The 12,348-nt window shown below is 72.1% G+C and carries 13 protein-coding genes; 7 read left to right on the top strand and 6 right to left on the bottom strand.

The window, feature by feature from the left end; all coding sequences use genetic code 11:
• Positions 1-307: 307 nt before the first annotated feature.
• The gene (locus tag ACFYW8_RS05130; RefSeq protein WP_389068029.1) at positions 308-1,204 is read left to right on the top strand and encodes an aminoglycoside phosphotransferase family protein; all 897 of its coding nucleotides are present in this window, start codon (positions 308-310) and stop codon (positions 1,202-1,204) included.
• Between the two features lie 7 nt (positions 1,205-1,211).
• Here ACFYW8_RS05130 and ACFYW8_RS05125 read toward each other — a convergent pair whose 3' ends face one another.
• A complete protein-coding gene (locus tag ACFYW8_RS05125) occupies positions 1,212-2,051 on the bottom strand; it encodes a helix-turn-helix transcriptional regulator (protein WP_365876087.1) in 840 nt (279 codons plus the stop codon).
• Positions 2,052-2,153: 102 nt separating this feature from the next.
• Here ACFYW8_RS05125 and ACFYW8_RS05120 point away from each other — a divergent pair, with 102 nt between their 5' ends.
• Together ACFYW8_RS05120 and ACFYW8_RS05115 are read left to right on the top strand one after the other, a co-directional pair.
• Positions 2,154-2,861 carry an SDR family NAD(P)-dependent oxidoreductase gene (locus ACFYW8_RS05120; protein WP_389068027.1) on the top strand — a complete coding sequence of 236 codons (708 nt, stop codon included), beginning with the start codon at positions 2,154-2,156 and terminating at the stop codon, positions 2,859-2,861.
• A gap of 61 nt (positions 2,862-2,922) precedes the next feature.
• Positions 2,923-3,549: an alpha-ketoglutarate-dependent dioxygenase AlkB gene (locus tag ACFYW8_RS05115; protein ID WP_389068024.1), complete on the top strand. Its 627-nt coding sequence runs from the start codon at positions 2,923-2,925 to the stop codon at positions 3,547-3,549.
• A gap of 33 nt (positions 3,550-3,582) precedes the next feature.
• Here the strand turns inward: ACFYW8_RS05115 and ACFYW8_RS05110 are convergent, their stop codons facing one another.
• The 3 genes from ACFYW8_RS05110 to ACFYW8_RS05100 form a co-directional block, all read right to left on the bottom strand.
• A complete protein-coding gene (locus ACFYW8_RS05110; protein ID WP_365876173.1) occupies positions 3,583-4,095 on the bottom strand; it encodes a TetR family transcriptional regulator in 513 nt (170 codons plus the stop codon).
• Positions 4,096-4,243: 148 nt separating this feature from the next.
• A complete protein-coding gene (locus ACFYW8_RS05105) occupies positions 4,244-5,689 on the bottom strand; it encodes an MFS transporter (RefSeq protein ID WP_389068021.1) in 1,446 nt (481 codons plus the stop codon).
• A gap of 133 nt (positions 5,690-5,822) precedes the next feature.
• Positions 5,823-7,025 (bottom strand): FAD-dependent monooxygenase, encoded by a 1,203-nt coding sequence (locus ACFYW8_RS05100; protein WP_389068018.1) that lies wholly within the window; start codon positions 7,023-7,025, stop codon positions 5,823-5,825.
• A 337-nt stretch (positions 7,026-7,362) separates the two neighbouring features.
• Between ACFYW8_RS05100 and ACFYW8_RS05095 the strand changes: the two genes are divergently transcribed.
• Both ACFYW8_RS05095 and ACFYW8_RS05090 read left to right on the top strand, forming a co-directional pair.
• The gene (locus tag ACFYW8_RS05095; RefSeq protein WP_389068015.1) at positions 7,363-7,770 is read left to right on the top strand and encodes a tyrosinase family oxidase copper chaperone; all 408 of its coding nucleotides are present in this window, start codon (positions 7,363-7,365) and stop codon (positions 7,768-7,770) included.
• 33 nt (positions 7,771-7,803) lie between these two features.
• On the top strand, positions 7,804-8,628 hold the full coding sequence (locus tag ACFYW8_RS05090; protein ID WP_389068013.1) for a tyrosinase family protein: 825 nt from the start codon (positions 7,804-7,806) through the stop codon (positions 8,626-8,628).
• Between the two features lie 167 nt (positions 8,629-8,795).
• Here ACFYW8_RS05090 and ACFYW8_RS05085 read toward each other — a convergent pair whose 3' ends face one another.
• Together ACFYW8_RS05085 and ACFYW8_RS05080 are read right to left on the bottom strand one after the other, a co-directional pair.
• The gene (locus ACFYW8_RS05085) at positions 8,796-9,518 is read right to left on the bottom strand and encodes a ribonuclease H (protein ID WP_389068011.1); all 723 of its coding nucleotides are present in this window, start codon (positions 9,516-9,518) and stop codon (positions 8,796-8,798) included.
• Positions 9,519-9,931: 413 nt separating this feature from the next.
• Positions 9,932-10,729 carry a VOC family protein gene (locus ACFYW8_RS05080; RefSeq protein ID WP_365876071.1) on the bottom strand — a complete coding sequence of 266 codons (798 nt, stop codon included), beginning with the start codon at positions 10,727-10,729 and terminating at the stop codon, positions 9,932-9,934.
• Positions 10,730-10,868: 139 nt separating this feature from the next.
• On the opposite strand from ACFYW8_RS05080, the gene ACFYW8_RS05075 reads away from it, so the two are divergent.
• Together ACFYW8_RS05075 and ACFYW8_RS05070 are read left to right on the top strand one after the other, a co-directional pair.
• Positions 10,869-11,057, top strand: a complete 189-nt coding sequence (locus ACFYW8_RS05075; RefSeq protein ID WP_389068006.1) for a hypothetical protein — start codon at positions 10,869-10,871, stop codon at positions 11,055-11,057.
• 116 nt (positions 11,058-11,173) lie between these two features.
• Positions 11,174-12,343: a PP2C family protein-serine/threonine phosphatase gene (locus tag ACFYW8_RS05070; protein WP_389068004.1), complete on the top strand. Its 1,170-nt coding sequence runs from the start codon at positions 11,174-11,176 to the stop codon at positions 12,341-12,343.
• Positions 12,344-12,348 lie beyond the last annotated feature (5 nt).

Here is a 12,348-nt window from a genome sequence, read left to right as displayed (position 1 = left end):
CCGTCCGTCCGTATACGGTCACGGACCGATGGTGATGCTGTAACTGACTCCTTCGAGGCGGTGACGTGCGACGACCTTGCTATGCACTTGATGTATACACAACATGTATACACAATGGGTATAATGCGCCCGAATTCCATCCGCGAATTGCTGCTTCATGGAGGTCGACGCGCCACCCGCCCGTTGCCGATCAAGACGACGATCGCGTCCGCGAGGTTGCCCGGCCGCCCGAAACACGTTGCGAGGCGGCCCGAACGGGACGCAGGATGACGGAATCCGACCCCCTCCCCGCGGAAAGCAGGCCGCCGTGTCAGCAGCCCCGATGCACGTCGGCGAGGCGCGGATCGATGGTTCACTCGTACGACGCCTGCTGGCCGAGCAGTTCCCGGAGTGGGCCGAACTGCCCCTGAAGCGCGTGGAGTCGGCCGGAACCGTCAACGCCCTCTATCGTCTCGGCGACCATCTGGCCGTCCGGCTCCCGCGGATCGCGGCCGCAGCCGACGACGTGACCAAGGAGCACGCGTGGCTGCCGCGCCTCGCCCCCGCGCTCCCGTTCCCGGTTCCCGAGATCCTCGGCCTCGGCATCCCCACGGCCGACTATTCGTGGCACTGGGCGGTACTGCGCTGGCTCGACGGCGACCTTCCGGTGCCCGGCACCCTCACCGACCCGTACGCGCTGGCCGCCGACCTCGGCGCGTTCGTCGCCGCTCTGCGCGGCGTCGACCTGCCCGGCGGGCCGACCGCCTACCGCGGCACCCCGCTCGCCACGGTGGACTGCGAGACGAGAGCGGCGATCGCCGACCTGCGCGGCGTGATCGATACGCGGGCCGCGACGGCGGCCTGGGAGGAGGCGCTCGCGGCGCCGTCGTGGACGGGCTCGCCGCGGTGGCTCCACTCGGACCTGATGCCGATGAACCTCCTGATCAGCGGAGGGCGCCTCGCGGCCGTCCTCGACTTCGGCACCCTCGGCACCGGTGATCCGGCCTGCGACTTCATCCCGGCCTGGAATCTCCTGCCGGCCGCGGCGAGGTCCGTCTTCCGGGACACGGCGGGCGCCGACGACGCCGGCTGGGCGCGCGGCCGCGGCTGGGCCCTGTCCATGGCCCTGGTCCAACTCCCGTACTACCGCACCACGAACCCGCTGATCGCGACCAACGCCGAGCTGGTGATCCGCGAGGTGCTGGCCGACCGGCGTGCCGCGTAGCCGGACGTCACTCCACCAGGGCCTGTGTGCCGAGAACACCGAGGAGGGCGACGCGTTCGGCGTCCTGCGTGCCCGGCTCGGCCGTGTACACCATGATCCGCAGATCGCTGCCCGCGACGCTGAGCACGTCGCAGTCCAGCGTCACGGTGCCGACCTGGGGGTGGTCGATGGTCTTGCGGGACGCGTCGTGGCGGGCGACGGCTCCGGACTCCCAAAGTTCCGCGAACCGGATGCTGTTCGCGCACAGGTCGTCGATCAGCTGGGTCAGGTGCCGGTCCGTCGGGTACCTGCTCGCGGTCGCGCGCAGGTCGGCGGCGAGCGTCGCCTCGAAGGCGCGCCGCTCCCGGGGCGTGTGCCGCACCCGGCCGGCGGGGCCGACGAAGTTGCGCCAGACGCCGTTGCGCTCGTTGCCGCGCCACCCGGAGGGATCCCCCAGCAGGGCCGCGTACAGCGGGTTGGCCAGCAGCAGGGTCCATGCCGCGTCGTAGACCGCCACGGGCGTCCCGTTCAGCCGGTCGAGCAGCCGGTGGACGCCGGGAGTGATGTGGGCGGGCACCATGCCCCGGCCCGGCGGCACCAGCCCGGCCACCTGGAAGAGGTGCTCGCGCTCGGCCCCGGACAGCCGCAGCGCCCGGCCCAGGGCCTCGACGACCTGCTCCGAGGGATGGGCCGCCCGGCCCTGTTCGAGGCGGGTGACGTAGTCGACCGAGATGCCGGCGAGCAGGGCCAGCTCCTCGCGGCGCAGTCCGGCCGCGCGCCGGTTCCCGCCGCCGGGCAGCCCGGCCGCCTCCGGTGTGACCCGGTCGCGCCAGCGTCGCACCGTACGCCCGAACTCCGTGTTCGTCATGCCACCAACTGTGCACCTCCGCGCGCGGACCTGCCTGGTACCGGCAGTCCCAGGAAGACCGGACTCCTGGCTGTCCGCGCCGCACGGCCCGACTCTGGGCACATGACCACAACACTGATCACCGGAGCGAACAAGGGGCTCGGCTTCGAGACCGCCCGTCGGCTCGTCGCGGCCGGCCACACCGTCTACGTGGGCAGCAGGGACCCGGAGCGCGGCCGGCGCGCGGCCGAGGCGCTCGGGGCACGCGCGGTCGTCCTCGACGTCACCGACGAGGCGTCCGTCGCCGCAGCGGCGAAGACCATCGGGGCCGAGGGAGGTCTGGACGTCCTGGTCAACAACGCCGGCATCGAGGGGCGCGGCGAGGGAAACGGCGTGATCGGCGCGGCGGAGGTGACCGCAGGGATGATGCGCGAGCTCTTCGAGACGAACGTCTTCGGTCTCGTGCGGGTCACCCACGCCTTCCTGCCCCTGCTCCAGCGGTCCGCCGCCCCGGTCGTGGTGAACCTGAGCAGCGGTCTGGCCTCGCTGACCCGGGTCAGCGACCCCGCGAGCCCGGCCCACGCCTACCCGGGCATCGCCTATCCGGCGTCCAAGACCACCGTCAACATGATCACCGTGCAGTACGCGAAGGCGTTCCCCGGTATCCGCGTCAACGCGGTGGAGCCGGGCTACACCGCCACCGACCTGAACGGCAACACCGGAACGCAGACCGTGGAGGAGGGCGCCGAGATCATCGTGCGCATGGCGCGGATCGGCCCGGACGGACCGACCGGCGGCTACTTCGACGCGGCGGGCCCCATCCCCTGGTGACCGCGACACCCACCCACTCCCCAATGGAACACATTTTCGATTCCGGGAGTACGCTGACCAGATGGCCACGCACCTCCAGGGCTCCCTCTTCGACCAGACCGACGAACTCCGACTCGGTCCGCTGGACGGGCCGCACCGCACCACACTGGGGGACGGGGCCTGGATCGACCTGCTGCCCGGCTGGCTGAGCGGGGCCGACGAGCTCTTCACCCGGCTCGCCGCCGAGGTGCCGTGGCGGGCCGAGCGGCGGCAGATGTACGAGCAGGTGGTGGACGTACCCCGGCTGCTCGCCTATTTCCGCGCGGACGATCCGCTGCCGCATCCCATCCTGGACGAGGCCCGGGACGCGCTGTCCGCGCACTACGCCGAGGAACTGGGCGAGCCGTTCAGCACGGCCGGGCTCTGCTACTACCGGGACGGCCGGGACAGTGTGGCCTGGCACGGGGACAGGACCGGCCGCGGTGCCCGCGAGGACACGATGGTCGCCATCGTGTCCGTGGGCGCCCCGCGGGATCTGCTGCTGCGCCCCCGTGGCGGCGGGGACACCGTACGGCGCCCGCTGGGCCACGGCGACCTCATCGTGATGGGCGGATCCTGCCAGCGCACCTGGGAGCACGCGATCCCCAAGACGGCGCGGGCGGCGGGGCCCCGGATCAGTGTCCAGTTCCGCCCCGACGGGGTGAACTGACCCTCGCGGCCGTTCGCACGGGGGCCGACCGGCTCACGGCGCGAGCTGGGCCTGCACCGCCGGCGCGTACCGGTCGACGATGTCGTCGATCGTGGTGGCGCGCAGGTGCGGCCCCCGCGCGATGCCGTACATCACGCCGAGGCCGAGCAGCGTGCTCACGGCGAGTTCGGCGCGCAGGCCCGCGTCCTGTCCGCTCAGCCTCCGGGCGAGACGGTCGCTGACCTGGGCACGGAAGTTGGCGCGCAGTATGTCGCCCTGTTCCCCCTGCAGCGGCGCGAAGACGATCCGCAGCACGGGGTCGGCGCCGCGCTGGGTCTGGCCTTCGAGGAGGTGGCGGACCATGTGCCGGCCGAGCTCCTCCAGCGGGGCGTCCAGCAGGGCGTCGGCGTCGGACTCGAAGGACATGACACGGGCGAACAGCGCGTCCTTGTTGCCGAAGTACTTGAGGATCAGCGGCGCGCTCACCCCCGCCCGGTCGGCGACGGCCTTGAGAGTGATGTCGGCGTGGGCGTGCCGGGCCAGCAGGTACCGGGCCGCGCGCAGGATCGCCGCCTTGCTCGCCTCGGCGTCACGGCGGGGTACGGCGGGTGCGGCCTCCCGCTCCCGGTGCGGTGGAGCGGCGGCGGCCGGCCGCTCACCGGGCCCCGGGACGTTCGGGGACGCCGTGAGACCGGAGTGCGGGGTGGTCACGGTGTCAAGCTCCTTCGAGGGCCTCGTCGCGGGGTGCACCGGTACGGCGCCCGGTGCGCGGGGTCGCGCGGGAGGCGGGGTCGGTGGGTATCGACAGTGCGGCGGCACAGGCCACCAGTGCGACGGTACCCGCCATGACGAAGGCCAGCAGATAGCCGTGCAGGGTCGGCACCGGGGCGCCTGTCACGAGACTCGTGTGGTGCACCAGGACGGCGGCCACGGCGGCGCTGCACACGGCCTGCCCGATGGTGCGCATCAGGACGTTGACGCCGTTGGCGGACGCGGTCTGCCCGGCGGGCACCGCGCGCAGGATCAGGGTGGGCAGGGCGGAGTAGGCGAAGGTGGTGCCGATCGAGCAGACCGTGGCGCCAACGATGATCATCCACAGGTCGCGGCTGTCGGCGATCCGCAGGACATAGCCGGAGGCGATGATCGCCGTGCCGAGGGCCAGCGTCACCCGGGGACCACGGGCCGCCGATATACGCGCCGAGACCGGCGAGAGCAACAGCATGGTCACTCCGCCGGGCAGCAGGCACAGGCCGGTCGCCACGATGGACAGGCCGAGTCCGTAGCCGGTGGCCTTCGGCGCCTGCACGAGCTGCGCCGTGACCAGCGAGTTGCCGTAGAAGGCGAAGCCGGTCAGCAGCGCGGCGATGTGCGGCAGGGCGACCCCCGGACGGGCGGCCAGCTTCAGGTCGACGAGAGGACGTTCGGTGCGCAGCTGCTGTCGCCACCACAGCGTGAGGACAACGGCGCAGGCGGCGAACAGGCCGAGGATACGGGGACTGGTCCAGCCCCAGGTGCCGCCCTGGGACACGGCGAGCAGCAGACACGCCAGTCCGGCGGCCAGGCCCAGCGCGCCCAGCGTGTCGAAGCGGCCCGGCTCCCGGACGGGCGACTCGCGCACCGCCCACCAGGCCAGCGCCAGCCCGAAGGCGCCGAGCGCGGTCGTCGCCCAGAACATGACGTGCCAGTTGGCGTACTGCACCACGAGGGCGGCGAGCGGGAGGCCGAGGGCGGCGCCGATGCCCACGGTGGAGCTCATCAGCGCGACGGCGGAACCCGTGCGCTCGGGCGGGAGTTCGTCGCGCAGGATGCTGATCGACAGCGGCACCACGGCGGCCGCCGCGCCCTGCAGCGCACGCGCCACGATCAGGACGCCGATGTCGGAGGTGAGCGCGCACATCAGCGAGCCGACCGTCATCATCCCGAGTGCCATGAGCAGCACGCGCCGCTTGCCGTACATGTCTCCCGCGCGGCCCAGGACCGGGGTCAGCACCGCTCCGGCGAGGAGGGTCGCCGTGACCATCCAGGAGACCGCGCCCGCCGAGGCGCCGGTCAGCCGGGGCAGGTCGGGCAGCAACGGGACGACCACCGTCTGCATGACGGCCATGAGAATCCCGCCGAACGCCAGGACGGGGATCGTGAGCCGCTCGCGCAGAGCCGCCATCGGCACTCCAGAAGTAGACGCGACAAAGGGGTGAATGACAATTCACCTTACCGGTGAATTGTCATTCACCCCAAGCGGGGTCCGCTTCTCCCGAGGGCGCCCGGGGGCGCCTCGGAGCACCGCGACGGGAAACCTAGCGCCGGGCGCGGGCCTGTACGCCGCGGGCCACCTTCGGTCCGAGCCAGCGCTTGAAGCGGCGCAGCGCCTCCAGCCGCCCGGCCGCGCGGTCGATCCGGTAGTAGAGCTGCGGCGGGACGTACGGCAGCAGCGGCGAGTGCCGCTGCCCGAGGAGGGCGAACATCTGCGCCGGCGGAAGGCGGATGTAGCGCGGCAGGTTCTCGTACCACTGCGCGCTGTGGCGGGCGGCGCTCTGCACCGACAGGAGTTCCGCCTGGCGCTGCCGCTCGTAGCTGGTGAGCGCGGTTTCGAGGTCCGCGTGCTCCCGCAGCGCTCCCGACAGGGAGATGGCGTCCTCCAGGGCGAGCGTGGTGCCGGCGCCGATCGAGTAGTGGGTGGTGTGGGCGGCGTCGCCGAGCAGGACGAGGTTGCCGCGGTGCCACGTCCGGTTGGTCAGGGTGCGGAAGGTGAGCCACTGGGCGGTGCCGTCGGACTGCGCCCGGCCGATCAGTCCGTGCCCGTTCAGCAGGCCCGCGAAGAGCTTCTCCAGCAGTGCGAGACCGTCGGCCTCGCTTGCCTCGTCGAGCCCGAGGCCGGTCCAGGTCCGCGGGGAGCACTCGATGACGAGGGTGCTCCGGTCGTCGCTGAACCGGTAGGCGTAGCACCAGATCCAGCCGTGGTCCGTCTCCACGAAGGAGAAGGTGAAGGAGTCGAAGACCTTGGTGGTGCCGAGCCAGACGTAGTAGTTGCGCCCGACGCTGATCTCGCTGCCGAAGTGGGCGGCGTGACGCTCGCGCAACGCGCTGTTGACACCGTCCCCGGCGACGACGAGGTCGGCGTCGGGCAGCCGGTCGGCCGCGATCTCGCTCTCGTACTCGACGCGGACGCCGAGGGAGCGGGCCCGCTCGGCGAGCAGTTCGAGCATCCGGCGGCGGCCGATGCCGAATCCCTCGTCGCCCGGGTGCACTGTCGTACGGCCGCCGACATGGGCGACGCCGTCGCTCCAGCTCACCGAGTCCTCGCTGACGGCGAGCGCGGACGCCGGGTCGCCCTCACGCAGTTTGTCGAGCAGGCCCGCCCAGTAGGTCACTCCCCAGCCGTACGTCGATCCGGCCGGGTTCCGCTCATGGACGGTGATGTCATGGGACGGATCCTGGAGCTTCATCAGGATCGAGAAGTACAGGCTTGCGGGTCCGCCACCGACGCACGCGATCTTCACGCGCACTCCCCTATGTTGCACAATGCGGTCAATTGATCACGAAGGGTAGCAGGGGTGCCCCTCCCACAGTTCGCGCCAGATCGCGGGCGTGAGCCGCGCCACGAGTCCGGGGCCGCGACCGCAAGATCATCGACGCGAGACCTCCCCACCGGAGGATTTCCGCCCACCGGCGCACCGCGAGCACCCCGGACAGCAAGATCATCTTCGTTCAATCCTGCACGACATGTGCGCGATTGTCCGGATCGGAGCCAACCGACATTCGCCGATTTCTCCCGCTGTTTGACGAACCGATAGGCATATCAGGTCATCAACACAGCTGATCACAGGAGGTCTCCGCATGCCGGAGCTCACTCGTCGCCGCGCCCTCGGGACCGCCGCCGCGCTCGCCGCGGGCGCAGGTGCTGCCCAGATCCTCGCCGCGCCTTCCGCGTCCGCGTCACCCAACGGGCTTACCGATTCCGGCCGTTCGATGGCCGAGCACCACCACGGCGGCCCGGAAGCCTTCGACGAGGTCTTCCAGGGGCGCCGCATAGAAGGCCGCCCGGTCACCGGGGGCGGTCACCATCACGGCGCCGGATACGCCGTCTTCATCGACGGCGCGGAGCTGCACGTGATGAGCAACGCCGACGGCAGCTGGATCAGCGTCGTCAGCCACTACGCCCCCGTAGCCACCCCGCGCGCCGCCGCCCGCGCCGCCGTCGTGGAGCTCCAAGGGGCGCCGCTCGTGCCCCTCGCCGTCAACTGAACCACCCAGCAAGCAGATCGTGGAGTCCCGCACATGACCGTACGCAAGAACCAGGCGAGCCTGACCGCCGACGAGAAGCGGCGATTCGTCGCCGCGTTGCTGCAGCTCAAGCGCAGTGGAAAGTACGACGCCCTGGTCACGACGCACAACGCCTTCATCATGGGCGACACCGACAACGGCGAGCGCACGGGCCACCGTTCACCGTCGTTCCTGCCCTGGCACCGCAGGTTCCTTCTCGAGTTCGAGCGGGCCCTGCAGTCCGTGGACTCCTCGGTGGCGCTGCCCTATTGGGACTGGAGCAGCGACCGCACGGCGCGCTCGTCCCTGTGGGCGCCCGACTTCCTCGGCGGCACCGGACGCAGCCTGGACGGCCGGGTGATGGACGGGCCGTTCGCCGCCGCGTCGGGCAACTGGCCGATCAACGTCCGCGTCGACAGCCGGACTTATCTGCGCAGATCGCTCGGCGACGGGGTCCGGGAACTGCCGACCCGCGCCGAGGTGGAGTCCGTGCTCGCCATGGCGACGTACGACATGGCGCCCTGGAACAGCGCCTCGGACGGTTTCCGCAATCACCTCGAAGGCTGGCGGGGCGTCAATCTGCACAACCGGGTGCATGTCTGGGTGGGCGGCCAGATGGGCACCGGCGTATCCCCCAACGACCCGGTGTTCTGGCTCCACCACGCTTTCATAGACAAGCTGTGGGCCGAGTGGCAGCGCCGTCACCCCGGCTCCGGCTACCTGCCGCTCGCGGGCACCCCGGACGTCGTCGACCTCGACGAGACGATGAAGCCGTGGAACGACACCCGGCCGGCCGATCTGCTCGACCACACCGCGTTCTACACGTTCGACACTGCCTGATCCCGGCCGCGCCCGTGACCGGCGGGCCCTCTCGCGAGGGCCGACCGGTCATCGGCAGCCCGGCAGGTCGGGACCACCCGCGGCACAGGACCACCCGCGGCACGGGACCACCGTGTCAAGGGGACGCCCCCGGCACGGGAACGCCCCGGCACGGGGACGCCGGAGCGTCAGGCGCCGCCCGGTTCCTCGGTTCGGCACTCCGGGTGGCCCCAGCCCTGGGCGTTCTTGGCGATGAGCTCACCGGCGGCGTACGAACGGCCGCACACGCAACGGCCGTTGAACTTGGCCTTGATGGTGCGGCTCGACGTGCCCTGACGACTCGCCGTGCCCTGCCCGGCCTTGGCCGCGGGGCGGCGGCGGGCCGCTCCGGAGGAGGCCGGGGTATCGGGCGACGCCGGCGGCTCCGGGGACCCGAGGTCGCTGCCCGCGGGCTGCTGCACGATCGCGGCCTGGCTGGCGGCGCGGTCGGCGAAGTCGTTCAGCCGGTCGCCGTCGACCTGGTGGGCCGGGACGTAGCGGAACTCCACCGTGCGGCCGGTGAGGAGTTCGTCGATGCGGGCGACCAGTTCCTGGTTGGCGACGGGCTTGCCCGCGGCCGTCTTCCAGCCCTTGCGCTTCCAGCCCGGCAGCCAGGTCGTGACGGCCTTCATCGCGTACTGGGAGTCCATCCGGATCTCCAGCGGCACGTCCGGCGCGATCGCCGTCAACAGGCGTTCCAGCGCTGTCAGTTCGGCGACGTTGTTGGTCGCCGTGCCCAGCGGTCCCGCCTCCCAGCGGGTCGGGGTCTCGTCTCCGTCGGCAACGACCCAGGCCCATCCGGCGGGTCCCGGGTTTCCCTTCGAAGCCCCGTCACAGGCGGCCACAACGCGTTCAGGCATGACCCCGATCATGCCACGCCCCGGAGAGGGTGACGCGCACGGGGCGCGGGCCCGGCGCAGCCCGAAGCCCGCAGCGGCGGCCGGAAGGCGCAGGCCGTGGCGCGGGTGGAACCCGCTCTCCGTGCAGGCCGTGGCGAGGTGGCTACCTGGCGAGTGCCCGGCACGGACGCCAGCCGACCACCGGCGTGGACCCGGTCCGTGAGCGACCCGCGCGCACCCACCCCACCGCTGACCGGCGTGCAGCTACCCCGCCGGTGACCCCCGGCGGGGCGGAAGTCCGGGGCGGCGCGACCGCCCACCGGGGATCGGCGCCGGCTGCGGGTCCGGCGCGCATCCCGCGACCGTGTCCTCGGCGGGACCCCCGCGGCCGCGGACCTCCGGTGCCCGACGCCCGCCGGCATGTGTCGCCCGTGCCCGGGAAGGCGTCAGGAGACGTCCGTCATCTCGGGCATCTCGCCCTGGGTCGCCTTCATGTCGATCACGGAGAACGAAGCGCCCTGCGGGTCGCTCAGCGCGGCGAACCGGCCGAAGGGGCTGTCCATCGGCCCGAAGCGCAGGACCGCACCGCGCGCGGTCGCCTTGGACACCGCCTCGTCGCAGTTCTCGACGGCGAAGTAGACGTTGACGTACGACGGGACCTCGGGTGGGAAGTCGTCCGTCATCTTCATCCGGCCGAGCACCGGGTTCCCGCCGATGTTGAAGACGCGGAAGTCGACGGCGTCGTCGCGGACCTGCTGGGCGGTGAAGGGGAAGACGGCCGGGAAGAACGTGTCGGACTTCTCCGGTTCACGGGTGAAGACCTCGGCCCAGGCGTACGAGCCGGGCTCGCCGATCGACTCGAAGCCCTCGTGGACGCCCGCCTGCCAGACTCCGAAGACGGCCCCGCCGGGGTCCCTCGCCAGCGCCATCGTGCCGAACTCGCCGACCTGCATCGGCTCCATCAGCACCTCGCCGCCCTTGTCCTTGATCTTCGCGGCCGTCGCGGCGGCGTCGGGCGAGGCGAGGTACAGACACCAGGCGGACTGGCCCTCCTGCCCCGGCATCGGCGGTACGACGGCGGCCACCGCCTTGCCACCCGAGTAGGCCTGCGTGTAGTTCCCGTACTCCGAGGACGCCTCGCCGAACGTCCAGCCGAGGACGTCCCCGTAGAAACTCTTGGCCCCTTCGACATCGCTGAACATCGCGTCCGCCCAGCAGGGCGTTCCTTCAGGCTGTACGGCCATGACCCGACCTTCTCCTGTTCGGTGAACGATTGCGCTGTTCACGCTAGCCAGCCATCGCGCGGGCCGCTCGCCGAAGCGCGGGCGCTGCACGACATCGGAGAACGGGCCGCCCTGGCCGTCGAGGGGACGGGGGCACGGGATGACGGAGCCCCTGGCCTTCGCCCACCGCCCGGCCGACATGGACGGCATCGCCCGGGCGCCGCTGCCGTGCGTGGGCATCATCGGCTACCCGGCGCCGCGCAGGGCCTCGCCGCGCCGCTGCGGGACGCGAGGCGGCCGCTTCGGCGGAGCGGCGGTCCCGGTGGAGGACGGCCCGCCGACGAGCTGAGCATGCGGGCCCGCCGCCCCCGTGCGTGGATGGACCCAGACGGGTGCTGCGGTGGAGGTGCGATGGCGGGCCGGGGCGTTGACGACACGGGGGGTACAAGGGTTCCGTCCGACGCCTTGGAGGACGCCATCGAGTCGATCGGCACGACGCTCGACGAGCGCACCACCTGCGAGGAACTCGTGGCGTTCGTGTGCCGGCACTTCTGCGAGACCGCCGCTGTGGACCTGCTGCCCACGGACATGCCGGCCGACCGTCACTCCCCGGCCCCACGACTCAGCCGCGCGGCCACCGCCGGCCGCACCGGGCTGCTCACCCCGTCGGACGGTCCGCGCCCCCTGTCCGTCCGGGCGCTCGACGAGGGGCATCCGATCGCCGCCTCGATCGACCTGTCCGGCCGGACACCCCGGCAGGTCATGACCGTGCCGCTGCTCGCGCACGGACGCCTGTACGGGGTACTCCTCGCCGTCCGGCAGGGGGCGCCGTTCACCGACGCGGACACGTCGGGCACGCACTACGCGGCACGCCTCGCGGCCGTGCACCTCGGCCACTCCCGCCGGCACGACGTCGTCCGCAGCACGGTCCTGGACCTCCAGCGGGCGCTGCTGGCCGAACCGGGCCGGCCGCATCCGAACCTCGACCTCGCCACCCGCTATCTGCCGGCCGGGGGCGGCACCCTGGTGGGCGGGGACTGGTTCGAGACGGTACGGCTGCACTTCGGGCGGACCCTGCTGGTGGTGGGCGACGTGATGGGCCACGGCCTGGACGCGGCGGTGGACATGAACGCGTACCGCTCGATGCTGCGCTATGTCGCCTCCACGGATCTGCCGCCCCACCGCGTGCTGCGCCGTCTGGACGCGGCGGTCGCCGAGGACGGCACCCGGCGTCCGGCCACCTGCCTGCTCGTCCGCGTCGATCCGGCGCGCGGCATCGCGGTGATCGCGGGCGCCGGGCATCTGCCTCCGGTCGTGTTCGCCGGGGACGGATCGGGCGAGCTGCTGGCACTGCCGGTCGGTCCGCCGCTGGGCACGGGGGTGGGGGGCTACCAGCAGGTGATCCGCAGACTCTCCCCCGATGACACCCTGGTGATGTTCACCGACGGTCTCGTGGAGCGCCGCGACGAGGACATCGACGAGTCGCTGGCACGGCTGGCCGCGCTGCGCCTGCCGCCGGGTGCGGGGGTCGACGACCTGCTCGACGAGGTGCTCGTCAAGCTCGACGCCCGGCACGCGGAGGACGACGTGGCGGTACTGGCGGCCCGGATCCGCCCCCGGAACCAACCGGCCTGAGGCGA

Origin of the sequence: Streptomyces sp. NPDC002742 (assembly GCF_042888885.1) — a bacterium.
In the GTDB taxonomy this organism is placed as follows: domain Bacteria; phylum Actinomycetota; class Actinomycetes; order Streptomycetales; family Streptomycetaceae; genus Streptomyces.
This window is presented reverse-complemented; position numbering and strand designations above follow the sequence as displayed.

Excerpts from the sequence above, each read along its gene's own strand:
- ACFYW8_RS05080 (WP_365876071.1), bottom strand. The coding sequence starts at position 10,729 with ATGGCCGTACAGCCTGAAGGAACGCCCTGCTGGGCGGACGCGATGTTC.
- ACFYW8_RS05120 (WP_389068027.1), top strand. The coding sequence starts at position 2,154 with ATGACCACAACACTGATCACCGGAGCGAACAAGGGGCTCGGCTTCGAG.
- ACFYW8_RS05085 (WP_389068011.1), bottom strand. The coding sequence starts at position 9,518 with ATGATCGGGGTCATGCCTGAACGCGTTGTGGCCGCCTGTGACGGGGCT.
- ACFYW8_RS05090 (WP_389068013.1), top strand. The coding sequence starts at position 7,804 with ATGACCGTACGCAAGAACCAGGCGAGCCTGACCGCCGACGAGAAGCGG.
- ACFYW8_RS05115 (WP_389068024.1), top strand. The coding sequence starts at position 2,923 with ATGGCCACGCACCTCCAGGGCTCCCTCTTCGACCAGACCGACGAACTC.
- ACFYW8_RS05105 (WP_389068021.1), bottom strand. The coding sequence starts at position 5,689 with ATGGCGGCTCTGCGCGAGCGGCTCACGATCCCCGTCCTGGCGTTCGGC.
- ACFYW8_RS05095 (WP_389068015.1), top strand. The coding sequence starts at position 7,363 with ATGCCGGAGCTCACTCGTCGCCGCGCCCTCGGGACCGCCGCCGCGCTC.
- ACFYW8_RS05125 (WP_365876087.1), bottom strand. The coding sequence starts at position 2,051 with ATGACGAACACGGAGTTCGGGCGTACGGTGCGACGCTGGCGCGACCGG.
- ACFYW8_RS05075 (WP_389068006.1), top strand. The coding sequence starts at position 10,869 with ATGACGGAGCCCCTGGCCTTCGCCCACCGCCCGGCCGACATGGACGGC.